Origin of the sequence: Streptomyces sp. NPDC058373, assembly GCF_042723275.1 — a bacterium.
Classification (GTDB): domain Bacteria; phylum Actinomycetota; class Actinomycetes; order Streptomycetales; family Streptomycetaceae; genus Streptomyces.
The window spans coordinates 145494-168881 of sequence record NZ_JBHXJE010000009.1; the positions used below are offsets into that span (position 1 = coordinate 145494).

Here is a 23388-nt window from a genome sequence, read left to right on the forward strand (position 1 = left end):
GCCCGTGTCGGGCGGGCGCCAGCTTCTCACTCCGCGGCGGCCACCGGCCGGCCCAGCCGCCAGTCAAGGCACGAGGCGTCCTCCAGCATCCCTCGTTCCGGCAGGCCGTGATGCGGGTCCATCACCGGCAGATGCCCCGTCCGGTAGCCGGGCGGCGGCGCGGGCTGGGCCAGCCGGTCCACCACCGGCGCGGTGATGCGATGCTGCAGCGTCCACTGGCGCAGCATCCGGTAGCCGCCGTGCTCCATCGGGCCGGGCATACCCAGACGCTCGCCCACGAAGGCGATCCAGCGCTTCGAGACCCAGCCCGGTGCACCGCCTGCGAACTCCCGGCCCCAGTGCCGCTGCCGCTCGTACACGGCCATGGCCTCGGCGACGATGACGGCCTCCGGGTAGACGACCAGCGGCACCGCCCACCGCTGCCGACCCGTGCCCAGCACCGCCTCCCGGCCGGCCCAGAGCGTTTCCGAGCCCATCTGGCGGCCCTGCCACCAGGCCGCGGCCACCTGCAGCGCATCGGCCAGCAGCGCCCGCGCGTACGGTCCCACCCGCTGCTGCAGCCGAACTCGACGCCGATGCGCCCGCACCACCTCCCCAAGCCCGGCCAGAGAGACCTGGGCGGGGCCGCCGCCGGCGGTGCTGCGCAGCCACCGGCCGTGGCGCACACACACCTGCCACGGCTCGCCGCCGGCCAGCACCACCGGGGTCACGAGGTCAGCGTGCCGGGTCAGGCACGCCGCGCACGGCTCGAGCGGCGTCCACTGCCCGGGCCAGGACTCCACCCGTACCGACGGGCGGCGGCCGCCACCGGTGCCGGCGGCCAGCGTGGGCAGAGCGCGGCACAGTTCCTCCGGAGTGCGCCGGGCCATCACCGCCAGTCGCGCGGCGGCCGGTTCGCCCAGGAACACCTCCTGCGCCCACGGATCCAGCTCCCCAGGCGGCCGGTGTGCTCCCGCCTCCCGCAGCACCTCCTTCACGGGCAGCTCGTTGAGGTGGGCCAGCCGCAGGACGAAGGAGGCCGCCGCCTCACCCGGCACCGGCTCCACCCCCACCAGTTTCGGCACCGCCTCCGTGTCCATGCCCGCCTCCCGCATCCCGGCCCGGGCCCCGCCCGGCCCCTTCACCGCGGACAACGACCAGCCACGACCCCGGTAACCCCCGGCAGGAGACCACCCCACCGTGCCGCTGCTGAACACCTCCGTCGCCCACGCGCTCGACCTCGCCGACGCCCGGCACTGGACACGGCAACCCCCCAAACGCCCGGCCACACGCCTGCGTCACCTGCTGCGCCAGACCAGCCCCAGCGCCCTGGCGCCACGCCTGTTCGCCTATCCCCACGCCCTGACCCGGTGGGCCGAGGGCGAGATCGGCGACCTCACGTCCGCCCAGGCCACCCTCATCGAGCGCGAGATCTACCGCACCTGGCAGCCGGACGTCCGCCGCCGTGCACATCAGCAGATCCTCGACCACGGCGGCTGTGTCACCGCTGAGCTCCACGCCCGTTTCGCCTACACCACCCTCAGCGGCGAATTCCACGACCCCCGCCTGCTGCGCGTCATCGAGGACCTGCCCGCCCACCACGCCCGCCACCTCTTCGACGCCCGCCACCGAGACGCCGAAGAAGACGAACTGCGCCGCATCCTCGCCGACGGAATCGGCGAGGCCTACTTCTTCCGCGCCCTGCCCGCCGACCAGCAGCAGGCCGCCGTGACCATCAGCGACCTGCACCTCATCCAGTTCCACTACTGAGCCAAGGAAATGGCCCATGACAGTCATCTACGCCTTCCAAGACCGCAGCGGCCACTGGCACGGCGACCCCGACGCCCCCCTGCTCGACCCCACCGACGAGCCCGGCCGCGGCATCCTCACCTACCAGCCCGTTCCCGGAACCCCCGAAGCAACCAGCCCCTTCGCCGGCCAGCGGCTCACCGTCCTGTACGGCGTCACCGACCTGGAGGCCGGCCCCGTCGCCTACCAACTCGACACCGGCGGCCGCTTCCTGGCCACCTGGCACATCCACACCCTCCTCGCCTCCCCGATGGGCGCCACGCCTGTGCCCGCACCGTCCGCCACGCCGTCCGACCCCATCCCGGCGCCCTGCCTGGAGTCCGCCTTGACTGAAGACGGCCGCCGCTACGTCCTGACGGGCACCCGCTGCGATAACGGACAGCTCACCCTGGAATGCACCGTCAGCGGTGAGCGAGGAGAGGTCCACGGCGAACTCTGCGGCGCCGTCACCGCGGACGACCTCGCGCCCCTGGCCCGCCTCCTGGACGCAGCCTCCCGCACTCTCACCACCTCCGCCGCCATCCCGCCACCCCGCCAGGGCGGCGGGTGGGCACCCGCAAACAGCGCCCGGCTCGCCACCCGCTTCCGCCGGGAACGCGACTTCGGCATTCTCGCCGCGGAGTTCGGCTGTTCCCGCGCTGCCATCTACGACGAACTCACACGCCAGGGACTGATCCGCGCGCGCGGAACCGACCGCGCCGCCCCCGCCAGCCGGCCCCTTTCGGAGGCCATGCGGCAACGACGTGAGATCCACCCCAACTCCCACACCGGCTGGAAACCAGAAGATGACCAGCGGCTGGCCCGCCTCTCGGCCGAAGGAGTAGTGAACCCCGAACTCAGCAAGGAGTTCGGGCGAAGCGAAACGGCCATCGACGCCCGGCTGCTGAAGATCGGGGCAGTCGGTCCCGCTGCGGACCAAGCCCGCCTCAATGCCCTCTGACATTGCAAGCCCGATCAGATATCTGATCGGGCTTGCAATGCGGGTTGGATGCCGCTAGCGTCCTGTTGCGGCACCACACACAAGCGGGGAGGCGGACATGGCCGTGCTGCTGACCACGGGTCAGGCCGCTGCCGAACTGGGCTGCGCCATCACCACCCTGCGCCGCCTCATCCGCGCCGACGTCCTGCCCGGCCTGTCCCGCCGCGGCGTCCGCGTCATGATCCCCCTCGACATCGTCCAGTCCCTCCAGCAGCGCCCGCACGCCCCGCTGCACCGCCTCGACGCCTCAGAGATCGCCGTGCTGCGCGTCGACACGGCACGCCGCGTCGACGAAGACGACCGCACCTGGATCGGCTACGCCCCCCACCTCGGGCCCACCCGTCTCCTCGAGAGCCTGCACGGCTGGTGGCGCTGCGATCCCGCCAGCATCGCCGCGGCAGGCCTGCTGCCCGTCACCCTGTCCGGCTACGTCGTCGCCGTCCTGACCGGCCTCGACACCTGGCAGCGCAACGACCAGGGCCGCTACGCCTTCCCCGGCGCCCGCCTGGCCGGCTACATCACCGACCTCGCCGCCCCCACGATGGAACTGCCCTCCGCCCGAGAAGACGACCGCGCCCTGGCCGCCCTGCTGCTCGGCACCCGCCTGCACTCCCACTCCGGCGGCGCGATCGCCTACGTCACCCCCGACACCACCGTCAGCTGACCAAGCCGCCCACGAGGAACCACGATGGATGCACAGACCTACACCGAAGGCCTCGCTGAGCTGCGCACGCTGCGCGACGACATCAAAAAGACCACAGCCGCCCTGGCACGTCTGGAAGCACAACGCGACAAGACCGTCACCGTCCTGGCCGCGCACGACAAGGCCAAGGCCGAACGGATCGCGCCCGCGGCCGGGCTCGGCATCGCCGACGTCGTCGCCCTGGCCCCCCAACTCGCCCCCCAAGACATGGACACCACCGTCCCCGCCGCGGGCGCCGCCGAACCGGCGCAGTCGGCTGTCCAACCGGCCGCCCCCGCACCGGATGCGCCCCCACCTCCCGCGCCGCAGCAGCAGCCGGCCGATCCCGCCACCCCCCGCGAACTGCCCTCCCTGCCCCAGGACACCGACACCGACCGCTGGTTCACCCCTACCTCGGGCCTGGCCTCCCAGTACCCCAACTTCGTCCAGCAGCCCCACCCCGCCGTCTTCCTGGACGCCGCCACCGGGATCCTCGTCCACCGCGACCACACCGTCCGCCTCGACCTGGGCGACCGGTCGGCCGCAGCCCTCCTGACCGCCGTCTTCCACGCCGTCCCCGACACCATCCGGCGCATCTACATCACCGCCGGGGCCCCCTGGCACCGCGACGCCGACCGCTACCCCTACCTCCGGGACGCCGTCGCCGCCTGGCTGAACGCACCCACTCCCGGCTGGCGCGTCGACACCGGCCGCGGCCGTGACCGGATGGCCGGACACTTCGTCCACGCCCGCAACCCCGTCGCCCGCTACCAGCGCACCAACGGCGACCACCACGTCGAAATCCGCAGCGTGGGGGAGTGGTTCGACCTCGAGACAACCGACCACCCCGGCATCGTCCGCGACGCCTTCCGCCTGCTGTGGGAGGAACTGCGCCGCCACTTCCCCGACGCCGTCATCCTCGGCTCGCCCTCCCAGACCGGCCGGGACCTGTGGACCCGCACCATCCCCCGCCGGGGCAAACACGCCGACGGCTTCCCCGTCCTGTCCGAGGAACTGCGCGGCCTGCTGCACGCCACCGCAGGACAGGGCCGCAACGAACTCCTCACCCCGCCCAGCGTCCCGGAGCAACTGCCCGCGCTGATCGAATACGACCGCACCTTCGCCTACGCCAAACACACCTGGAAGTCCCCGGTCGGTGCCCCCCGCCGCGTCACCGGCAAGGCCTTCGCCTCCTGGCCGGTCAAGCAACAGCACGACGCCCTCTACGGCTGCGGCCACTGGCACATCCGCGTCACCGTCCCCAACGGCTGGAACCACGTCGGCCTGCTGCCCGCCCCCGCCCCCGGCGACCGCGCCTGGAACTACCCGGCTGCGCCCGGCACCACCTTCACCACCTGGGCCGGCGGACCCGAAGTCCACACCGCCCTGACCAACCCCCTGACGCCGTGGAAGGTGGAGATCCTCGACGGCATCCTGTGGGAGGCAGGCAAACCCCTCGACGAATGGTCCAAGAAACTCAAGGACACCTGGACGAACCTCTCCGCCCAGGCCCACTTCCAGGGCGACGCCCAGCAGTCCCGGGCCGCCCACCTCGCCTCCCGCGCGGTGCGCTCCATCCTGCTCTATGGCATCGGTTCCTTCGCCCAGCGTCCCCGCATGGTCACCGGCACCACCCCCCGCAGCATGGAACGCGACGTACCCCCGGACGCCGAAATCGTCGGCTTCGACGACGACCTGATCACCTGGCAGAAACCCACCGGCTTCGCCCGCGACCCCAACGCCCACCCCGAATGGGCCGCCGCCATCTGGTCCGCCGCACGCGCCGCCCTGCTCACCCAGTACCACCGCGACGACGACACCCACGCCGGAGCCCTGCACACCCCGCCCGGCACCGTCGTCGCCTTCCGCACCGACGCCCTCTACCTCACCCAGCCCCAGCACTGGCCCTACCACCACCGCCCCGGCGACTACCTCCTCAAGGGCCACCTCTCCGGCCCCGTCAACGCCCCCACCAGCGAAGAAGAACTCCTCACCCTGCGCGACACCGGCCGCCAGAACAACGCACCGGAAGAAGCCTGATGCCGCCCCGCCGCCGACCCACCCCCCAGCCCGCACACAACGAAGCCGCCCAACTCGCCGACCAACTCCAGCAAGCCGGCTACACCAAACGCGACATCGCCCGCATCATCGACCGCGACCCCTCCCTGGTCTCGCAGTTCTACACCAAGAACAAAGGCGCCGCCTTCGTCCCCGCCCTGCGCGAAGTCCTCACCGCTGTGCAGACCGGCGGCATCACCGACCTGCCCGAACTCACCGCCATCGCCGCCCGCCACACCCACCGGCGCACCACCGCCTCCGGTGCCCGCGCCCGCGTCCGCGGCAAAGCCCTCCTGATCACCCCCACCGGCTCCGGCACCGGACGCGTCGGCGCCCAGGCCATCGCCTCCGGCTCCGCCCGCCTGCGCCCCCTGATCGCCGAAGCCGCCCGCCGCGGCCTGCGCCTGGCCTTCACCGTCCGCCTGGCCAAGACCGCCTACCTGCACCCCTCCGGCAGCCGCACCGACTCACCCGGCATCCGCCGCGACGTCATCCAGCGCGCCGACCACACCGAAGAACGCTCCTACGGCTCCGCCCAGACCGGCGGCTTCGACGCCGCCGACTTCGCCCGCCGCGTCAACGCCGCCGGAGGCGACGTCACCGCAGCCGTGCACCAGTGGCTGGTGGAGACCGGACGCATCCACTCGGACGCCCACATCCTCCACCTCGAAATCCGCACCTGGCGCCCGCGCTGACCACTCCGCCACAGCACACCGGCAACTCCCTGGCACACCGTCGTGCCCACGTACCGGTGACGGACAGCGGTAAGTTGAACACCATGGTGCTGTCGTCGGGGGAACGCGTGAGGGCCGCGATCGCCGCGCTCATGCAGTTGACGGGAGAGACACAGGCCGATCTCGCCATGGCGCTGGGACTCAGCCAGGCACAGGTCAGCCGCCGCCAGTCCGGCGCCGCGGCATGGCCCCTGGACGACTGCGACCGTGTGGCGGCCCACTACGCCATCGACGTACTTGATCTCCTGGCCGGCCCCACCCGCGCGTGCGAAGGCCTGCCGGCGACGCGCCGACGCACTCCTCAGCGCCAGTAGCTCCAGAAACTGCCGGAAATCCCCAAAACGAGCGACACCTTGATCGGGCTATGTCTTCGCCGACGTCCGGCGCGGGACAGCGCCCGGAGGGCGCCATCCGCGGTCACCGTTCTGCCGCCCTCCGACCCGGACGGGTGCTCCCGGCGGCGTCTCGGTGTACTACTCCGTTTTGGGCGCGGCCCTCAGTGACAGGCTTCAAGCGTGATCAACGATTCCGGGGCCGGAGGAGGATCACAGAGACGGTGCTGAAGGGGTCTGCTGCCAGGGTTGGCGGACGCGGGTGACCTCGACGGTCGCCTCGGGGCAGCTGTCGAGGACATCGGTGGGTGCGGACCGTTCGGCGGGGTCGATGGCGAGTCCCCGCGAGTTTTGACGGCCCCAGTTGGTTGCGTAGGTGCAGCGGTAGCCGCCCGGGGGCTGCCAGGTGGCCGGGTCCTGGTCGGCCCGACCCTGGGCAGGCCCCGGTGACTGGCTGCGGACACGGCGATCAGAGCACGGGGGGCGTCGCCGGTCCCCCCGGCCCCTGGCACCACACAGGGGCGGGGGCCTCCGGCTACAGCCGTGGAGCGTTCCGACCGGCTCCGGCGGTACAGCTGTCACCGCCCCCACACCGCCGCCAGCGGCCGAGCCCCGATCCGTGGCGGCACCGACTTGTCCGACTGGTCACCTGGGGCTGCTGCAAGGCCCCCAAAAAAAGGACACGCTCTCTTGCCGGCCTGGTCCAGGCCGGCAAGAGAGCGTGTCAGCGGCGATTGCCGTCGTTCCGGCGGGCGATCCTGATCCGGACCGTGGAACCGGGCAACCACTTGGCGACGGACGGCCGCGATCGTGGTTCACCAGTCCCTGGTGAGACGGGCAGAGTCACAGGTTCTCTTGGATGCGGTCGATGAGAGCTCGCAGCGACTCTCCCTGTGAGGCTGTCAGCGTTCCCTCGTCAACCTGCTGAGTGGTCCAGTCTCCGATGTCGTCCAGCCGCGCCAGGGCCCGGTCCACGTGCTGGTCGGTGCTCTGCGCACCGCCCGCCACGTAGGTGGTCCAGGCGGCCTTGACGGAGGTCTGGACCTGCCGGGCCTTTTCGTTTGCCGTCGGCGCGCCCGGAGCGTCCAGGCCCGCCACGAGGTCGCGCAGTTCTCTGGCTGCTTCCTTGGCTTCGCCGAGGCCGCCGAGGACGGCGTCGACGCCGAAGCTGTAGGACCCCGATCCGACTTCGAACACGGCGGCCCCGTCGTCCATCCGGAGGAACCGCACACCCTTGGCGTCGTCGGCCGGCCGGCCGCTCTCGGTGACCGCCCAACGGGTCTTGGTCGGCACGTGGACCTCCGCGACGGTGTTGACCAGCACCCTCACCTTCAGATCGACAGCGCCGTCGTGGGCGCTCCACTTCGACGACAGGCGGCCATAAACGGTCCTGAGGGTTCCGGAGCCCTCCGTCAGATTTCCGCCGGGCACCGGCGCGATCCGAGAGCGCTTGTAGCCGGGCTCTATCGCCGAGAGGCCACCGATGTTCTGGAACATCCAGTCACCCACGGCGCCGTAGGCGTAGTGGTTGAAGGAGTTCATGTCGACCGGGCCGAAGTCGCCGTTGGGCATGATCGAGTTCCAGCGTTCCCACATGGTGGTGGCGCCGTTGGCGACCTCGTAGCCCCAGGACGGGTAGTCCTTGTGCAGCAGCATCTTGTAGGCGAGGTCGTCCCGGCCGATCTTGCTCAGCGCGGGCAGCAGCAGCGGTGTGCCGATGAAGCCGGTCCGCAGGTGGTAGTCGGTGAGCGCCAGTTTGGCCACGAACTTGCTCCCGACCTTCTCGGCCAGTGCAGGATCCGGGACCAGGTCCATGCCGAGGGCCAGCGCGTATCCGGTCTGCGAGTTGCGCTTGACGGTGCCGTCGGCGGCGACGTACGCCTTGGTGAAGGCGTCGCGGATATCGGCGGAGCGCCTGCTGTAGTCGGCGGCCGCCGCGTCATCACCCAGGGCCTTGGCCATTTCGGCCATCATGCGGGCGTTCTCGGCGTAGTAGGCCGTGCCCAGGATGCCCTGCTCGGTCGGGTCGTCCAGGTGCAGCCAGTCGTTGGTGAAGAAGGTGGTGCGGCCGGGTTCGAGGAGGGCCGCTCCCGCGCTGGTGCGCACGAACTGGAAGAACTTCTGCATGGCGGGGTAGTTCTCGCGGAGGATACGGGTGTCGTCGTAGGAGCGCCACACCTGGTACGGCACGGTGATCATCACGTCGGACCACCCGACACCGCTGTCGCCGAACTGGCCCTGCGGGGTCGGTACGACCGCCGGCAGGTCACTGTTGGCGTACTGGGAGTTGCGTACGTCCGCCATCCAGTGGGACAGGAAAGCGCGGGTGTCGACCAGGTAGTTGGCCGTCGGCGCGAACAGGCTGATGTCGCCTGTCCAGCCCAGGCGTTCGTCGCGGGCCGGGGTGTCGGTGGGGATGGAGAGGAAGTTGCCGCGCTGGCTCCAGGAGATGTTGCTCACCAGTTGGTTGAGCATGCCGTCCGAGGTCTTCAGCGTGCCGGTGGCGGGGAGGTCGGATCCCCATACGGCGCCCTTGACGTCCAGGAGAGCGGGAGGTTCGTTCACCCCGGTGATCTCGATGTAGCGGAACCCGTGCTGGGTGAAGGTGGGTTCGTAGGTGACCGTTCCGGTCTCGGCGAAGGTGTAGAGGTCGGTGACCTTGGCACTGCGGAAGTTGTCGGTGTAGAGGGTGCCGTTCTTGTTGAGCACCTCCGCGTAGCGGATCTTGACTGTCTGGCCGGTGGAGCCGGTCAGCTCCAGCCGTGACACGCCGACCATGTTCTGGCCGAGGTCGTAGACGTAGGTCCCGGCTGTGGGCTCGGTCATCTTCTGGGCCTGGAGCACCTGGGTCTGACGCACCGGCTCGTCGCTCTGCGGGACCAGGAGGGCGGTGCGGGACGTAAGGCTCGCGGCGGGCTCCCACTTCGCGTCGTCGAATTCCGGCCGGCTCCAGTCCGACGGCTTCAGACGGGCGTCATAGATCTCGCCGTCCTGCAGGTCGGCCTTCGTGAAGGGGCCGTCCGAGGCCTTCCACGAACCGTCCGTGGCGATCCACTGGATCGAGCCGTCGGTGTAGGTGATGCACACCTTCGCGACCAGTGCGGGAGTGTCCCCGTACTGGCGGCTCCAGCCGAGCCCGACCTTGCCGGCCCACCAGCCGTCCGCCAGGGACGCACCGATCGCGTTGTCGCCGCTGTTGAGCAGCTTCGTCACGTCGTAGGTCTGGGACTGGATGCGCTTGTGGTAGTTCATCCAGCCCGGGGCGAGCACCTGGTCACCGACCGGCTTGCCGTTGATCTCCAGTTGGTAGAGGCCGAGTGCCGATGCGTAGACGCGCGCGGAGGCCACCTCCTTGCCGGCCTTGGTCGCGAAGTCCTTGCGCAGCAGCGGCAGCGGCCGGGCCGCGGGTCCGTAGAGGGCGTCCGTGGTGCCGGAGACCGCGAGGGCGGAGTCGACGATCTCACCGCCGGTGAACGGGTTCCGGCCGGAGGCGAAGTCGGTGTCGAGCAGCGTGCCGCCGTCGGTGCCGGTCACGACGGCGTCGTAGACGGTTTCCCGTTCGCCGCAACACGCGGTCGTACGCAAACCGATGTAGCCCTTGGTGAACGTGGCGTCGGTGAAGGTGCTGACCAGCTTGCCGTCGAGCGTCGTCTTGATGGTCGTACCCGCCGCGTCATAGCGGACGGTGTGCCGGCCGGCGAGGAGACCGGCGTTGGTGAAGCCGTGGGGTGCGAGATCCACCTGCTGAACCACGCTGTAGTTGCCCTTGACCTGCTTACGCAGTCTCAGCATCGGGGTGGAGCCCGTGACGTTGAACTGCCACATGTACCCGTTGCTCACATCCGAGGCACGCAGGAATGCCGAAAGCAGCGCTGTCGAGGTAAGTGTTGCGCGGAAGCTGTGGCACGGAGGAGTTGATGCTCCTCCGTGCCACAGCGCTACACCGGTGTTTTGGCGGTGCCTTGCTTCGTCGACCGGTCGCGGAGAGGGAGGTCCGTGGAGGTGGGGGCGCCGTGGTGGAGGAGGGCGAGGGCGGGGGAGGTGGCCACGGTGGTGATGAGGGCCATGAGGACCAGCATGGTGAAGACCTCAGAGCTGATCACGCCGAGGTCGAGACCGATGTTGAGTACGACGAGCTCGGTGAGGCCGCGGCAGTTCATGAGGGCGCCGATGGTGAGGGAGTCTCGCCAGGAGCGGCCCGTGAGGCGGGCGGTGAGGGCGCTGCCGCCCCATTTGCCGAAGGCCGCGACGATCAGGATGGCGCCGGCCCACAGCCATGCCGAGGCATTGTCACCCAGCAGTCCGAAGTTGGTGCGCAGGCCTGTCTGGACGAAGAAGAGGGGCAGCAGCACCGGTACGACGAAGGCTCCGAGCCGGGTGGTGGAGCGGGCCACGGTCGGCGAGTCGCGGGGGACGATCGTCCCGAAGACGAAGGCGCCGAACAGGGAGTGAACGCCGATCTCATCGGTGGCCAGGGAGGCCAGACAGGCGCCGCTGAAGAGCAGGGCCAGGACGAGGCCGTCGCGTGGCTGGGTGGCACGGCGCACCCAGAGCGCCAGCAGAGGGCGAACCACGTAGAGCATCGCCAGGAGGAACGAGGCCGCCAGGGCGGCCGTCGTCAGGGCGTCGAGGGCCGAGCCGCTGCCTGCGATGGCGACCACCACAGCCAGCAGACACCAGGCGGCGACGTCGTCGACGGCGGCGCAGGCGATCGCTAGGGCGGCGAGTGGGGTGCCGGTCAGTCCGCGGTCGGCGAGAATCCTGGCCAGCACGGGAAACGCCGTGATGCTCATGGACACGGCTATGAACAGCACGAACGGCGTGCGCCCGACGCCCTTGGGAGCCAGCGGACCATACATCGCCAAGGCCAGCAGGGCACCACACACGGCGGGCAGGGCGATACTCACCTGGCTGACGGCGAGAGCAGTGCGGCTGTGGCCGCGCAGCGTTGCCAGGTCGAGTTCCGTGCCGATCAGGAACATGAAGGACAGCAGGCCGAGCTGCCCCAGTCCGTCGAGGAAGGGCGTGGTGGACGAGGAGAGCAGCCAGTGCTGTCCTTCGGGCCAGAGCGCGCCGAACAGTGAGGGGCCCAGCGCGATGCCCATGGCTATCTCACCGATCACGGGTGGCTGACCCAGCCGACGGAAGACGGCGCCTCCCAACTGGCAGGTGAGGACCACCGCGGGAACGGCGAGGAGGATCTGGGTCAGGGGAAGGGAGCTGGAAGTCACACCTACTCCTCACAGGGGTGCGCAGACAGGGGACGGGGCCCGCCGGATCCTTGCCTGGGAAAAGGCCGGATCGGGCTGGCCCCGTCAGGTGGTCAGTCCGCTGTGAGCGGATGGATGCCAGTGCCCTGCCCGGGCCCCTGGCTCAGACCTCGTAGTCGAGAGTCCATTCGGCTGGCTTGCCCATGTGCATGACGAAGCTGCCGCTGCCGGTCAGACCGGCCAGCTCGCCGCTGCCCGAGCCGGGAACCACGGTCAGATCGGCCTTGACAGTGCCGTCGGCGAATTCACCCTCGTGGCGCAGTACGAAGCTGCCGCTGCGTCCGGCCAGCGTGGTGGTGATGTGCTCGACACCGATGAAGGTGACCGCGGCTCCTTCCTGCTCCGGGTAGACCAGCAGGTACTCGACCGTGCTCCCTTCGGTCTCGATGTCGCCCCGGTAAGCGTTGCCTACCTCGGCCCGGTGCAACTTGGGGGCGACACCTTCCGCGGTGAGCGGCTTCTCGTCCCAGCTCTTGTTGTCGAACTGTCCGGCTGCGTGACTCATCTTTGCTCCAAGACTTCGATTGCTTTGCTGTGTGTTCTGCCTCGTCCTCGGGGAACCATCCCGCAGACGGGGTCAGTTGGAGGCGCCTGCCGACCGGTTCGCGTCGGCATCGGCAGGCTTCGGCGCTTCGGGTGCTCCCCGCAGCGGTACCTCACGCAGGGCCAAGGACACCGGCACAGCGAGTGCCATCACCACCGCCGCGATCCAAAACACCGGGTGCAGAGCATCGGCCAGTACCTCCGGGCGTACCGTGCCCGCGGAGTGCCCGTCCAACCGCGTCGCCATCACCGCGCCGAGCACCGCGAGCGCGACCGGGCCGCCGAGCATCCGCCAGAACTGGATCTGACTCGTACCCACACCGATCTGCTCCATCGGCAGGGCGCTCTGCATCACCAGCGTGGTCAGCGGAAGCACCGTACCCAGGCCCGCGCCGACGAGCACGATGGACAGCACTGGCACCCATACTCCGGTGTCGGGGCGCACCAGCGTCAGAAGCACGAGCGCGAGCGCCGCCACCGCCATGGGCAGGGCGAACAGGTAACGGTAGCGCGGCACTTGGTGGACCACCCGGCCGGCGAGCATGCTGGTCACCACGAGTGCCAGCATCATCGGGGCCAGCAGGTTGCCCGAGGAGGTCGCGGACGAGCCCAGCACACCCTGGTACATCAGCGGCACCAGGTAGACCGCGCCCATCATCGCGAACGCGGACAGGAACGCCGTGCCGATGAGCACCGTGAAGGTGCGGTTGCGGAACAGGCCGAACGGCACGATCGGGTGCGCGGCGCGGGCCTCTACCCGGCCGAACAGCGTAAGCAGGACGACCCCGGCCAGCAGCGGACCCCAGACGATCGGCTCGCCCCAGCCGTGTCCCTCGCCAGCCCAGGACAGCCCCAGCAGCAGCGGCACTATCCCGGCAGCCAGGGTCACGGCGCCCGGGAAGTCGATGTCCCGCCATACCGCGTCCGTACGGATCATCGGCAGTGCCGCAGCCACGACGACGAGGGAGACGAGACCGACCGGCACATTGACGTAGAAGATCCAGCGCCAGTCCAGCGCGTCGGTGATCCAGCCGCCCAGCGGGGGGCCCAGCACCGAACTCAGGCCGAACAGCGAACCCGCCAGACCCTGGATCTTGCCCCGGCTCTCCGGCGGGTGGATCTCGCCCAGAGTGGTCAGACAGTTGGACAGCAGCAGTCCGCCGAACAGGCCCTGGAGACCACGCAGTGCGATGAGTTCCCCCATGCCCTGGGACAGCCCGCACAGCCAGGACGCGGCCATGAACCCGGCGATGCCGCACAGCAGGAACAGCTTGCGGCCGAACATGTCGCCGAGCTTCCCGCCGATCGGGATGACCACGGCACCGGCCACCATGTAGGAGGTGCCCACCCAGGTGTACAGCGACAGCCCGTCGAGATCCCGGGAGATCTGAGGCATGGCCGCACCGACCACCGACTGGTCGAGCGACGACAGCACCAGGGCGAGCAGCACACCGACGGTGGCGGCGGTCCGCTGCCCCGGGGTCAGCAGCGAGGCCCGGTCGGTCGGCGCGGGTGGCTTGGCGGGCGGGGCGGACTCTTCCGTGTCTTCGTTCACGTTGCCTTCCTGGGGCGATCTAGTGATTGCAGCGGACCGTGCGCGTTGTCCCGCGCTGGGCCCCCCTCGCGCAACGCACATGAGTGTGTACTGCACGTGGATGCGGTCCGGCGACTTCCGGCCAGATCGGGCTCGCGGATCAGTCGCGCCGGGCGAACACCGCCAGCCGCACCCGCCACACCTGCTGACGGGGAACGTCCGGGTCAGGCAGCGCCCGCAGCGCCGCCACCACCGGAGCAACCCGCTCGGCGAACTCCTCGTCGGACAGTCGCAGGACGAACGACGGCTCCCGGCGCTCCAGACTGCCGGCGAAGTCCGACGGCGACATGGCCCGCGGATGAGCGGCCGCCGGAGCGCTCGTCACCGGCTCCAGCCCCGCAGCCCCGCAGGCACCGGCAATCGCCTCCGGTGAGTCGGTTCGTGCCTGCTGGAGCTCGTCCAGCGCCGCCATCGTCGTCACCACGTCGTCCCGTACATCGGGCTCCGGGCTGCCGTGCAGCGCCAGCAGCCGGCCACCGAGCCGCATCACGCGGGCCGCCTCGGCGACCGCCCGGTCCAGGTCGCCCACCAGGTGCAGGACGTGCGCGAACAGCACATTGGCGAACGACTCCGAGGCGAACGGCAGCGCGGCGGCGTCGGCGCACACCACGGCGGGACCCAACCGGTCGGCGGCCTGCCGCAGCATCGGCAGCGACAGGTCTGCTCCCACCACGTGGCGTTCCGCCGCGAGCAGCGCCGCCGCCACCGCCCCGGTGCCCACGCCCACGTCGAGGACGGTGCCCGGGACCAGGTGCGGCAGCAGGTCACCGGCGGCCTGCCGGCCCCGTTCGAGGCCGCCGCGCGCCGCATCGTACGATGCCGCCTGACGGTCGAAGGCCACGCTCATCGGTCAGCGGGCCAACAGCTCGAAGGCGATCGCGGGACGGCCGCCGAATCGTTCCCCGGTGAACTTCGCGAACTGGGTGAGCGGAGTGCGCACGTCGGCCATCCGCGGGCCCAGCGCGGCCAGGTAGGCACTGTGCGCCTCCAGCGACTCCACCGCCCGATCCAGCGAGTCGGTGATGTCGACGGCGTGCGTGGGCTGCGGGGAGCTGGCGATCGCCACGTACTTCACGGCGTCCCACGGCTCCAGACCGAGCTCGGGGAAGATCCAGCGGTTGCCCGCGTCGCCCACGGCGTCCAGCAGGGCCCGTCCCGCGTTGCGGTGGTCCGGCGTGTTCCACTTGCCGCTGCCGAACAGGTCATGGTGATTGAAGCCCACCACCAGCTCCGGCTGGAACCGGCGTATGGACGCGGCCAGATCACGGCGAAGCGGCAACCCGTACTCGATGGTCCCGTCCGGATGGTCGAGGAACTCGACCCGCTCCACGCCCACGATCCTCGCCGCAGCGATCTGCTCCTCGGCACGGGCGGCGGCGGCAGCCTCGGGCTCCATCGAGTTGATGCCCGCCTCCCCCCGCGTCATCAGCAGGTATGCGACATCCTTGCCCTTGTCGGTCCATGCGGCGACGGCTCCGGCCGCGCCGAACTCGATGTCGTCGGGGTGTGCCACCGCCACGAGGGCGCGTTCCCAGTCGTCGGGCAGCTGGGCAAGCTCGTTCTCGCTCATGACCGGCTTCTCGATTCTTCTCGCAGGACGCGGATCCAATGCCACCCAAGCACGGTCCGGCCGGCGAATCATGCTCAATCCTGCTCAACCCCGCACGCCGGTTGGTGAAACCTTGGTCAAGCGGGCCGCACGCGCAGATTTGAGCAGCCGCTCGTGCCCTGTGCCTTTAAGTTCCCGAACAAACATCCATGGTGAATTCCCCATGACAAAGAGGAAGCCATGTCCCCGCACGCAAGGCTGCGCGCCGTTACTTTCGACTGCCCCGACCCCGGAAAAATGGCCGAGTTCTATCGGGCGTTCGCCGGATGGGAGGTGTCCCACAGCGACGACTCCTTCGTCGGACTCGTCAGCCAGGACGGGCTGTGGATCGGCTTCCAGAGAGTCGACGGGTACCGGGCACCGCAGTGGCCAGGGCAGGACATCCCGCAGCAGTGCCACTTCGACTTCGGTGCATCCGACCTCGACGCCGCGGAGGAGCGGCTGACCGAACTCGGGGCGGACAAGCCCGCTCACCAGCCGGGCGGTGACCGCTGGCGGGTCTTCACCGACCCGGCAGGCCATCCCTTCTGCGTCAGCCGCGCCTGACCGCGCCCGTACCAAGGAGACCCCTCGTGCCCGACTACGACGTCATCGTCGTGGGTGCTCGCTGTGGCGGCGCCCCGACGTCCATGCTCCTCGCCCGCGCCGGATACCGGGTGCTGCTGCTGGACCGTGCCACCTTTCCGTCGGACACCCTGTCCACCAACTACATACACCAGCCCGGCGTCGCCCGCCTGGCCCGCTGGGGCCTGCTCGACCAGGTCGTCGCCTCCGGCTGCCCGCCCCTGGAGCGGATGCGTTACCGGCTCGGGGACGTCGAACTGTCCGGCTGTGCCAGCGGCGTGGACGGGCACCGCGCCGCCTACGCGCCCCGCCGGCACGTGCTGGACAAGATCCTCGTCGACGCCGCGGTGGTGGCCGGCGTCGAACTGCGCGAGGGCGCCTCCGTGAGCGGCCTACGCCGCCGTGGCGAGCGGGTGACCGGCGTCGAGTACACCGCCTCCGGCCCCCGGCACACCGCGGACGCAACACTGGTGGTCGGCGCCGACGGCATGCGCTCCACCGTCGCCCGCCTCGCGGGGGCCCGCCGCCGGATCTCCGACGCCCGTATGACCTGTGCGTACTACACCTTCTGGGAGGATGTGCCGGCCGACTTCGAGCTCTACGAGAGTCCCGGGCGCTGGGTCGGCGCGGTCCCCACCCACGACAACGCCACCCTGGTCGCCACGTACTTCCCCCAGGACGAGTTCGCCTCCATCCGCTCCCGCGCCAAGGAGACCTATCTGGAGACCATCCGTACCACGGCTCCCGGCCTGTGGGAGCGGATGGAGGGCAAGCGGCAGACTGAGCGGCTGCGGGGCACCGGCGACCAGCAAAACTTCTTCCGCACCGCGCACGGCCCCGGCTGGGTTCTGGTCGGCGACGCCGGCCACCACAAGGACTCCATCAGCGCCCGCGGCATCACCGACGCCTTCCTCCAGGCCGAACTGCTCACTGAGGGCATAGGCACCGACCTGCACGACGAGGAACTGCTCGACAAGGCCCTGCACACCTTCGGCGAACAGCGCGACCAGGAACTCATGGAGAGCTACCAAGCCACCCTCACGGTCGCCCGGCTCGACGCGCGAGAGCAGCGCACCGCGCTGCTGCGCGTCATCCAGTCCGACCCCGAGCTGACCGTCAAGTACTTCGACACCGTCGCCGGGATCCGGCCGATCCGCGAGCTGTACACCCCCGAACTCATGGCCCGCCTCAGCCCGGTGGGATGAGCGCGACGCTCGGCGCCCGATGCGGCGTGACGGCAGGACGTGACACGAGGGCCGCCGGTACCCGAAGGGACCGGCGGCCCTCGCCGCATCGGTGGCCGCTCAGGCCGCCCCGGCGCCCGGCATCGCGATCTTCCGCGTCGTGTACATCCCCCAGTGCTGCGGCGTGAGCGCCAGATCGGACAGCGTCGCGTCGATGAACATGCGGTCCCAGGTGCCGCCGCCCTTCTCCGGGGAGATCCGCTCCTTGGTGTAGACGTCCCGGACGTCCTCCTCCATCCACGCCCGCATGTCGATCAGCGAGTAGTAGGACGCCAGCGACTTCATGTGGATGAACCAGTGGATACGGTCCGAGGTGCCGAACGCCTCCTCGTACAGGAGGACCGTCACTTCGCCGCCCTGCTTTGCGTTGATCGCCTCCGCCACGTCGCGGGCGAACTGCCGGCCCTCGGCGCGGAACTCGTAGGTCAGCTGGCCGACCCGGTGGATGAGGATGCCGGCCGTCGCCGAGTTCAGGGTCTCCTCGGGCAGCAGCGAGGTCTGGTGCTGCGCGGGCGGGACCACCGCGGCGCCGCCCAGCTTCGGGCGCTCGGCCTGCTCGTCGACGTCGAGGCCCGTGCCGTACATGCCGGTGAACTGGGGGAGCAGCACGGTCTCCTGCAGCGAGCCGTCCACGAACATGCGGTCCCAGGTGCCGCCGCCCTTCTCCGGGGAGATCCGCTCCTTGGTGAAGATGTCCCGGAAGCCCGCGTCGGTGCTGCCCATCCTCACCAGCGTCTCGTACGCCTCCAGCGACCTGACGTGGATCAGCCAGTGGATCTGGTCCTTGCGGCCGAACGTCTCCTCGTAGACGTACACCGACGCGACGCCCACCTGGTGGGTGTTGATGTACTCGGCCAGCTCCCGGGCGAACATCCGTGCCTCGGAGCGGAACTCGCTCTTGATCAGGCCCACCCGCTCCACGATCACCCCGGCGTTCGCCGAGTGCAGCAGCTGGTCGAGCGGAACCGACGTCTGGTACTGGGCGGACGGGATGGTGAATGCCTCCGGCGGCATCACAATGGGCGACTCGTCGGACATGGCAAAGAACTCCTACTACATATCGGGGCAGAAGACGGAGCGTCCCGATTCTTCACGTGTGTCGGCCCTCGGATCTGCTCAGTATTGAGTGCTCAGGGCTTTACGGACTTCGTTGTCGCCCGCAATGGGGCTGTGAGAGGTTGGGGGCCATGACGACGTACATCGCGCTCCTGCGCGGCATCAATGTCGGCGGCAATGCCAAGATTGGCATGAAGGACCTGCGCGGCCTGTTCGCCGATATGGGATTCGAGTCCGCCCAGACGTATCTCCAGAGCGGGAACGTGGTGTTTGGCGCCCCGGACGGACCGGCCCCCGCCGAGCTTGCCGCGGGCATCGAGAAGCGCATCGAGTCCGACCTCGGCGTGTCCGTCACCGTACTGCTGCGCACGGCCGAATCCCTAGCCCGCACCCTCGCCGCGAACCCCTACCTCGACCGCGAGGACGACCCGACCAAGCTGCACGTCACCTTCCTCGCTGAGGCGCCGACCGCCGAGCAGGCAGGCCGGCTGGAGACGCCGGCCGGAGAGACCGCCGAATTCTCCCTGGCCGGCGACGAGATCCACCTGCACGTCCCCGGCGGCTACGGCAGGACCAAGCTCAACAACGCCTTCATCGAGCGGCGTCTTGGCATCCCCGCCACCACCCGCAACTGGAAGACGGTCAACGCCCTGCACGAGCTGGCCGCCGACGGCTGATCCGCCGCTCTATCGCCGGGCCGCCGACTGGCCCAGGTCCTCCCGCAGATGGCGGACGACGTCCGGCCGCCCGTCCTTGAGATAGAAGTGGTCGCCCGCCAGCACCCGCAGGGTGAACCGGTCCCCGGTGGTCTCGTGCCAGCCCGCCAGCTCGACACAGTCCACCTCGGGATCGTCCGCCCCCATGTAGGCGACGACCGGGCACGACAGCCGCGGACCCGGCAGCGGCTGGTAGAGCTCGTTCAGCTCGAAGTCGGCACGCAGCGCGGGCAGGAACGCCTCCAGCAGCTGCGGCTGGCCCAGGACTTCGACGGGCGTGCCGTTCAGGGCGCTCAGCTCCGCGAGGAACGCCTCGTCCGGCAGCATCGAGAACATCCGCCGCTGCGAGGGCAGTTGCGGCGCCCGCCGCCCCGACACCACCAGGGCCAGCGGGCCCCCGAACGGCCCTCCGGTGAAGCGGCGGGCCACCTCGTAGGCCACCACGGACCCCATGCTGTGCCCGAAGAACGCGTACGGCCGGTCCAGATGCCCCGAGAGGACCTCGCAGAGCGGGTCGAGCAGCTGCTCCACCCGCCGGTACGGCAGCTCGTGCAGCCGCGACTCCCGGCCCGGCAGCAGCACCGGGCACACATCGATGTCCGGCGCGAGCGCGGTCCGCCACGGCCGGAACAGCGCCGTACCGCCGCCCGCGTGGGCGAAGCAGAACAGCCGTGTCCTCGCCTCCGGCGCGAACCGGCCCGGTCCGCCCGCCAGCCACTTCTCCGACCGGTAGGGCCGCCGCGCCCGCTCCTGTGCCGCCGTCGGTCCCGCCACGGTCATCACTCCCTCGTCCGTTCCGCCGCCTGTGCCGTGCCGGTCCGTGCCGCGTCCGGCGCCGTCGCCCCGCCCGTACGGGCCAGCACCACGGAGGCGTTGAACCCGCCGAAGCCGAAGCTGCTGGAGAGCGCGAACTCCACCTCGGCCGTACGCGCCCGTCCGCCGGCGAAGCGGATCCCCTCGTCGATGGGGCATTCCAGGTTGGCGTTCGGATGCACGAAGCCACCGCGCAGCTGCACCACCGTCGCCACGGCCTCGACCACTCCCGCCGCGCACAGCCCGTGCCCCACCAGCCCCTTGGTCGCGTTCACCCATGGGCGGCCCGCGGCGGGGCCGAACACCCGCCGCAGTGCCCGCAGTTCCGTCTCGTCACCGAGCCGGGACGCCGTGCCGTGCGTGTTCACGTACCCGATCCGCTCCGCTGGGAGCCCGGCGCGCGCGAGGGCCGCGGACATCGTCCGCGCCTCACCGTCCTCGCTGGGGTCCGCGAGGCTGTTGCCGTCCAGCCGCACCGCCCAGCCGGGCAGCCCGGCCAGCGGGACGGCGTCCCGGGCCCGGGCATGCGCCGCCGACTCCAGCACCAGGCACGCCGCGGCCTGCGCGGGGACGAAGCCCTCCCGGTCGCGGTCGAAGGGCCGGCACCGCGTCGCGGGCCGGTCCGTACCGCGCCCGCCCGCCATCGCACCGAGGTTGAAGAACGCCTGCCGTTCCATCGGCGACAGCTCGGTCAGCGCGCCGATCACCAGACACACGTCGGCCTCGCCCGAGGCCACCAGCCGTGCCCCGTGGGCGAGGCCGACCGTGCCGCTCGCCGATGCGCCGCCCACCGTGCAGCCCTCCCCGGTGATACCGAGGACCTGACTGACCGTGCCCACGTGGTCGGTGTCCTGGAAGTGGAGGGCGTAGCGGGGCGGCAGATACGCCGGGTCCGCCTCGAACTTGGGGCGCACCCGCTCCGACTGCGCTCCGCCCAGATTGTGGCCGGCCACCACCAGGGCGGCCCGGCCCGGCTCCGGCGCCCCGCCGGCGCGGTGCAGCCCCGCCGACTCCCACGCCTCCAGCGCCACCGCCAGGGACGCCTGGACGGACAGTGGCGACCGCCCCGCCGTCCGCAGGGCGCCGCGCCGCAGCCGCTCGGGCATGTGCCGGCGGGCGGCCACGGCCTCGGCGAACACGAAGTCGCGCAGGTCGGCGGCGAGCACCGGTCCCGGCGCGCCCGGGGCGGTGCCGCCCGGGCGGGCCGCGACCCCGCTGCGGCCCGCCCGCAGGGCCTCGGCAAACGCGGCGGTGTCCGGCCCGAGCGCGCACAGCACGCCCGTGCCGGTGACCACGACGTCCGAGGTCACCCCCGCCCGCCGTGGTACCGGTCCAGCAGCTCGACGAGCGTCCGCAGGTCGTGCACCTGGTGGAACTCGGTGACCGGCACCTGGATGCCCAGATCCTCCATGGTCATGGTGACCACATCGGCCCGGTCGATGGAGTTGCAGCCCAGCTCGCTCAGCGAGCGGTCCAGGGTGATCGCCGCCGGGTCCAGGTCCGGGACCACCACCAGCACATTGCGCCGGATCGTCTCGAAGAGCGGCGACTGCTCGGTCAGCCGCCCGTGGTTGTCGATGTCCATCGTCCCGTCCGTTCTCGGTCTCGTGCCGTCGTGGTGCCGATCAGGTCCAGGCGTACTGGCGGTGGAAGTCCTTCGTCGCCGTGTGCACGAGCAGCCGCTCGGCCGGAAGGTGGGAGGCGTAGCGTTCGACGTCGACCGTGCGGTGCTTCTCCGGGACGAGGCAGCGCAGCGTCTCGGTCAGCAGCTCGGTGTACTCGCCGAAGGCGATCGGGGCCCGGCGGTCGAGCTGCTCCGCGATCCGCATCGGCGCCAGCGCAGCCCGCGAGCCGGGGTCGACCACACCGCTGAAGAACTCGGAGGAGCAGCCCGAGCCGTACGAGTACAGGCCCACCCGGCTGGGACGCTCCAGCGCCGCGTGGTCGACGAGGCTGGCCAGCGCCAGGTACACGGAACCGGAGCACAGGTTGCCGACCAGCGCCGGATACACCAGCGACGGGGCGACCCGGCGCGCGAAGTCCTCCTCGACGACCTCCGGCGCCACATCGCCCGAAGCCCGCATCATCTTGCGGTGTCCCGCCTTCACCAGGCCGGCGAACGGGGTGTGCATCGCGAGCTGGTCGAAGGTGGTGACGAAGTCCGCGTCCTCCACCCGCGAGCGGTAGTCCTCGAAGCTGTTCGTCAGACAGTCCAGGTACGCGAACAGGGACCGGTCGACGTCGGCGATGTCGAACTCGGGCGTGGGCCGCGCCGAGTCCATCGTCTCGTAGCTGTAATTGCCGAACGCGCCCAGGTCGGCGGCGAGGACGCGGGGAGCGTCGCCGATCAGGACGGCCGCCGCGCCGTGCCCGGTGGCCGGCTCGGCGAGCCCCGCCCGCTCGTCGACGAGGGCCACGTCCGTCGCGATCACCAGGGCCTTGCCGCCCGGGGACACCCCCGACGCGGCGTACCCGATGGCGAGCTGGACCGCGGCCGTTGCGGCGTAGCAGGCCTGCTTGACCTCCACCAGGCGGCAGTTCCGGCTCAGCCCCAGATATTCGTGGACGTAGCTGGACACCGACTTGCTGTAGTCGATGCCCGATTCGGTGGAGGTCACCAGCAGCTCTATCCGCTCCCGCTCCGGCGGGGACAGCGCGTCCACCAGCGGCCTCGCGGCGTTGACCGCGTTGGTCACGGGATCCTCGAAGGGCAGGCCGACGGAGCGCTCGCGCATCATGATGTTGCCGACGCGCGCGAGGTCCATCCCCCGCCCGGCGACCAGCTCGGTCACCGGGATACGGGCCAGCCCGGCGTAGACGTTCAGCGCCTCGATGCCGTAGCGGGGCGGTGTCGTGGAGTCCGAGGTCCGCGTCATGTCAGCGCCGCTTCGTCGTACAGAGCAGTTCGATGAGGGCGTCGATGTCGGGGACCTCGCTGAAGCGGGACATCGGCTCGGACACGCCGAGCCGCTCCATCAGCGCGAGGATGATCTCGACCCGGTCGACGGAGTCGGCGCCCAGGTCCTTCAGATGCCGGTCACCGCTGATGTTCTCGCGGGGCACGCCCGGCAGGATCGTGACGATCGTGTCGTGGACGATCCGGGCGGTCTCGGCGCGGTCCGCGCCGGCGGTCTGTGTCATGGGCGTACCGCTTCCTGAGTGGTCGTGAGCGTGCAGACGGCGAGGGCGCGGCCGGTGCGCGCGTCACCGAGGACCAGGTCGACGAGTTCGGTGCCGGACGGGTCCCCGGGCCGGTTCCAGGCTCGTACGCCGATGGAGAGGACGGCGTCGAGGTCGGCGTTGCCGAGGTAGCACAGCCGCTGGTCCACGACGATCCGGTCGAGGAACGCGGTGTCGGGGCGGCCCAGCGCACGCCAGTATCGCAGCAGTGCCCAGTCGACGATGG

General features: G+C 70.6%; 22 protein-coding genes and 1 pseudogene. 9 read left to right on the forward strand and 14 right to left on the reverse strand.

Going from position 1 to position 23388, the window contains the following annotated elements; translation table 11 throughout:
• Window positions 1–26: 26 nt before the first annotated feature.
• The gene (locus ACFWMZ_RS08885) at window positions 27–1079 is read right to left on the reverse strand and encodes a TniQ family protein (RefSeq protein WP_383176966.1); all 1053 of its coding nucleotides are present in this window, start codon (window positions 1077–1079) and stop codon (window positions 27–29) included.
• Between the two features lie 100 nt (window positions 1080–1179).
• Here ACFWMZ_RS08885 and tpg point away from each other — a divergent pair, with 100 nt between their 5' ends.
• From tpg to ACFWMZ_RS08915, 6 genes are all read left to right on the forward strand, one after another.
• The gene (gene tpg / locus ACFWMZ_RS08890) at window positions 1180–1749 is read left to right on the forward strand and encodes a telomere-protecting terminal protein Tpg (RefSeq protein ID WP_383176963.1); all 570 of its coding nucleotides are present in this window, start codon (window positions 1180–1182) and stop codon (window positions 1747–1749) included.
• 16 nt (window positions 1750–1765) lie between these two features.
• Entirely contained in the window at window positions 1766–2728 is a 963-nt protein-coding gene (locus ACFWMZ_RS08895; protein WP_265701046.1) for a hypothetical protein, read from the forward strand.
• 97 nt (window positions 2729–2825) lie between these two features.
• Complete coding sequence (locus ACFWMZ_RS08900; RefSeq protein ID WP_383176957.1) at window positions 2826–3431, forward strand: helix-turn-helix domain-containing protein; 606 nt, start codon at window positions 2826–2828, stop codon at window positions 3429–3431.
• 24 nt (window positions 3432–3455) lie between these two features.
• The gene (locus ACFWMZ_RS08905; protein ID WP_383200433.1) at window positions 3456–5489 is read left to right on the forward strand and encodes a hypothetical protein; all 2034 of its coding nucleotides are present in this window, start codon (window positions 3456–3458) and stop codon (window positions 5487–5489) included.
• On the forward strand, window positions 5489–6202 hold the full coding sequence (locus tag ACFWMZ_RS08910; RefSeq protein ID WP_383176951.1) for a helix-turn-helix domain containing protein: 714 nt from the start codon (window positions 5489–5491) through the stop codon (window positions 6200–6202). The genes ACFWMZ_RS08905 and ACFWMZ_RS08910 overlap by 1 nt, the downstream gene beginning before the upstream one ends.
• 83 nt (window positions 6203–6285) lie before the next feature.
• The gene (locus tag ACFWMZ_RS08915) at window positions 6286–6555 is read left to right on the forward strand and encodes a helix-turn-helix transcriptional regulator (RefSeq protein ID WP_265701040.1); all 270 of its coding nucleotides are present in this window, start codon (window positions 6286–6288) and stop codon (window positions 6553–6555) included.
• An 861-nt stretch (window positions 6556–7416) separates the two neighbouring features.
• Here ACFWMZ_RS08915 and ACFWMZ_RS08920 read toward each other — a convergent pair.
• From ACFWMZ_RS08920 to ACFWMZ_RS08945, 6 genes are all read right to left on the reverse strand, one after another.
• Entirely contained in the window at window positions 7417–10398 is a 2982-nt protein-coding gene (locus tag ACFWMZ_RS08920; RefSeq protein WP_383176948.1) for a family 78 glycoside hydrolase catalytic domain, read from the reverse strand.
• 113 nt (window positions 10399–10511) lie between these two features.
• On the reverse strand, window positions 10512–11804 hold the full coding sequence (locus tag ACFWMZ_RS08925) for a cation:proton antiporter (protein WP_383176945.1): 1293 nt from the start codon (window positions 11802–11804) through the stop codon (window positions 10512–10514).
• 142 nt (window positions 11805–11946) lie between these two features.
• Window positions 11947–12348 carry a DUF3224 domain-containing protein gene (locus ACFWMZ_RS08930; protein WP_383176942.1) on the reverse strand — a complete coding sequence of 134 codons (402 nt, stop codon included), beginning with the start codon at window positions 12346–12348 and terminating at the stop codon, window positions 11947–11949.
• Between the two features lie 72 nt (window positions 12349–12420).
• Window positions 12421–13941 (reverse strand): DHA2 family efflux MFS transporter permease subunit, encoded by a 1521-nt coding sequence (locus ACFWMZ_RS08935; RefSeq protein WP_383176939.1) that lies wholly within the window; start codon window positions 13939–13941, stop codon window positions 12421–12423.
• A 139-nt stretch (window positions 13942–14080) separates the two neighbouring features.
• The gene (locus tag ACFWMZ_RS08940; protein WP_383200436.1) at window positions 14081–14827 is read right to left on the reverse strand and encodes a class I SAM-dependent methyltransferase; all 747 of its coding nucleotides are present in this window, start codon (window positions 14825–14827) and stop codon (window positions 14081–14083) included.
• Window positions 14828–14830: 3 nt separating this feature from the next.
• On the reverse strand, window positions 14831–15550 hold the full coding sequence (locus ACFWMZ_RS08945) for a PIG-L deacetylase family protein (protein WP_383176933.1): 720 nt from the start codon (window positions 15548–15550) through the stop codon (window positions 14831–14833).
• Window positions 15551–15769: 219 nt separating this feature from the next.
• Between ACFWMZ_RS08945 and ACFWMZ_RS08950 the strand changes: the two genes are divergently transcribed.
• Both ACFWMZ_RS08950 and ACFWMZ_RS08955 read left to right on the forward strand, forming a co-directional pair.
• Entirely contained in the window at window positions 15770–16135 is a 366-nt protein-coding gene (locus ACFWMZ_RS08950) for a VOC family protein (protein ID WP_383176930.1), read from the forward strand.
• 26 nt (window positions 16136–16161) lie between these two features.
• Window positions 16162–17358, forward strand: coding sequence for an NAD(P)/FAD-dependent oxidoreductase (locus ACFWMZ_RS08955; protein ID WP_383176927.1), 1197 nt, complete (start codon window positions 16162–16164; stop codon window positions 17356–17358).
• A gap of 99 nt (window positions 17359–17457) precedes the next feature.
• Here ACFWMZ_RS08955 and ACFWMZ_RS08960 read toward each other — a convergent pair whose 3' ends face one another.
• On the reverse strand, window positions 17458–18435 hold the full coding sequence (locus ACFWMZ_RS08960) for a DUF6039 family protein (RefSeq protein WP_383176924.1): 978 nt from the start codon (window positions 18433–18435) through the stop codon (window positions 17458–17460).
• A 149-nt stretch (window positions 18436–18584) separates the two neighbouring features.
• On the opposite strand from ACFWMZ_RS08960, the gene ACFWMZ_RS08965 reads away from it, so the two are divergent.
• Complete coding sequence (locus tag ACFWMZ_RS08965) at window positions 18585–19130, forward strand: DUF1697 domain-containing protein (RefSeq protein ID WP_383176921.1); 546 nt, start codon at window positions 18585–18587, stop codon at window positions 19128–19130.
• A 9-nt stretch (window positions 19131–19139) separates the two neighbouring features.
• Here ACFWMZ_RS08965 and ACFWMZ_RS08970 read toward each other — a convergent pair whose 3' ends face one another.
• From ACFWMZ_RS08970 to ACFWMZ_RS08995, 6 genes and pseudogenes are all read right to left on the reverse strand, one after another.
• The gene (locus tag ACFWMZ_RS08970) at window positions 19140–19943 is read right to left on the reverse strand and encodes a thioesterase II family protein (protein WP_383176918.1); all 804 of its coding nucleotides are present in this window, start codon (window positions 19941–19943) and stop codon (window positions 19140–19142) included.
• 5 nt (window positions 19944–19948) lie between these two features.
• The gene (locus ACFWMZ_RS08975; RefSeq protein ID WP_383176915.1) at window positions 19949–21292 is read right to left on the reverse strand and encodes a beta-ketoacyl synthase N-terminal-like domain-containing protein; all 1344 of its coding nucleotides are present in this window, start codon (window positions 21290–21292) and stop codon (window positions 19949–19951) included.
• Window positions 21289–21567, reverse strand: coding sequence for a phosphopantetheine-binding protein (locus ACFWMZ_RS08980; protein ID WP_383176913.1), 279 nt, complete (start codon window positions 21565–21567; stop codon window positions 21289–21291). Before ACFWMZ_RS08980 ends, ACFWMZ_RS08975 begins: the two co-directional genes overlap by 4 nt.
• A 40-nt stretch (window positions 21568–21607) precedes the next feature.
• Entirely contained in the window at window positions 21608–22858 is a 1251-nt protein-coding gene (locus ACFWMZ_RS08985) for a hydroxymethylglutaryl-CoA synthase family protein (protein WP_383176910.1), read from the reverse strand.
• 1 nt (window position 22859) lies between these two features.
• Window positions 22860–23123: a phosphopantetheine-binding protein gene (locus ACFWMZ_RS08990; RefSeq protein ID WP_383176907.1), complete on the reverse strand. Its 264-nt coding sequence runs from the start codon at window positions 23121–23123 to the stop codon at window positions 22860–22862.
• Window positions 23120–23388: pseudogene (locus tag ACFWMZ_RS08995) on the reverse strand (hypothetical protein); the annotation flags it as partial. The gene ACFWMZ_RS08990 and the pseudogene ACFWMZ_RS08995, both read right to left, overlap by 4 nt.

What these genes read in the sequence shown, in the direction of transcription:
- ACFWMZ_RS08950 (WP_383176930.1), top strand. Translation starts at nt 15,770, where the DNA reads ATGTCCCCGCACGCAAGGCTGCGCGCCGTTACTTTCGACTGCCCCGAC.
- ACFWMZ_RS08920 (WP_383176948.1), bottom strand. Translation starts at nt 10,398, where the DNA reads ATGTGGCAGTTCAACGTCACGGGCTCCACCCCGATGCTGAGACTGCGT.
- ACFWMZ_RS08980 (WP_383176913.1), bottom strand. Translation starts at nt 21,567, where the DNA reads ATGGACATCGACAACCACGGGCGGCTGACCGAGCAGTCGCCGCTCTTC.
- ACFWMZ_RS08900 (WP_383176957.1), top strand. Translation starts at nt 2,826, where the DNA reads ATGGCCGTGCTGCTGACCACGGGTCAGGCCGCTGCCGAACTGGGCTGC.
- ACFWMZ_RS08990 (WP_383176907.1), bottom strand. Translation starts at nt 23,123, where the DNA reads ATGACACAGACCGCCGGCGCGGACCGCGCCGAGACCGCCCGGATCGTC.
- ACFWMZ_RS08945 (WP_383176933.1), bottom strand. Translation starts at nt 15,550, where the DNA reads ATGAGCGAGAACGAGCTTGCCCAGCTGCCCGACGACTGGGAACGCGCC.
- ACFWMZ_RS08910 (WP_383176951.1), top strand. Translation starts at nt 5,489, where the DNA reads ATGCCGCCCCGCCGCCGACCCACCCCCCAGCCCGCACACAACGAAGCC.
- ACFWMZ_RS08915 (WP_265701040.1), top strand. Translation starts at nt 6,286, where the DNA reads ATGGTGCTGTCGTCGGGGGAACGCGTGAGGGCCGCGATCGCCGCGCTC.
- ACFWMZ_RS08985 (WP_383176910.1), bottom strand. Translation starts at nt 22,858, where the DNA reads ATGACGCGGACCTCGGACTCCACGACACCGCCCCGCTACGGCATCGAG.
- ACFWMZ_RS08905 (WP_383200433.1), top strand. Translation starts at nt 3,456, where the DNA reads ATGGATGCACAGACCTACACCGAAGGCCTCGCTGAGCTGCGCACGCTG.
- ACFWMZ_RS08930 (WP_383176942.1), bottom strand. Translation starts at nt 12,348, where the DNA reads ATGAGTCACGCAGCCGGACAGTTCGACAACAAGAGCTGGGACGAGAAG.
- ACFWMZ_RS08965 (WP_383176921.1), top strand. Translation starts at nt 18,585, where the DNA reads ATGACGACGTACATCGCGCTCCTGCGCGGCATCAATGTCGGCGGCAAT.
- ACFWMZ_RS08940 (WP_383200436.1), bottom strand. Translation starts at nt 14,827, where the DNA reads ATGAGCGTGGCCTTCGACCGTCAGGCGGCATCGTACGATGCGGCGCGC.
- ACFWMZ_RS08960 (WP_383176924.1), bottom strand. Translation starts at nt 18,435, where the DNA reads ATGTCCGACGAGTCGCCCATTGTGATGCCGCCGGAGGCATTCACCATC.
- ACFWMZ_RS08885 (WP_383176966.1), bottom strand. Translation starts at nt 1,079, where the DNA reads ATGGACACGGAGGCGGTGCCGAAACTGGTGGGGGTGGAGCCGGTGCCG.
- ACFWMZ_RS08895 (WP_265701046.1), top strand. Translation starts at nt 1,766, where the DNA reads ATGACAGTCATCTACGCCTTCCAAGACCGCAGCGGCCACTGGCACGGC.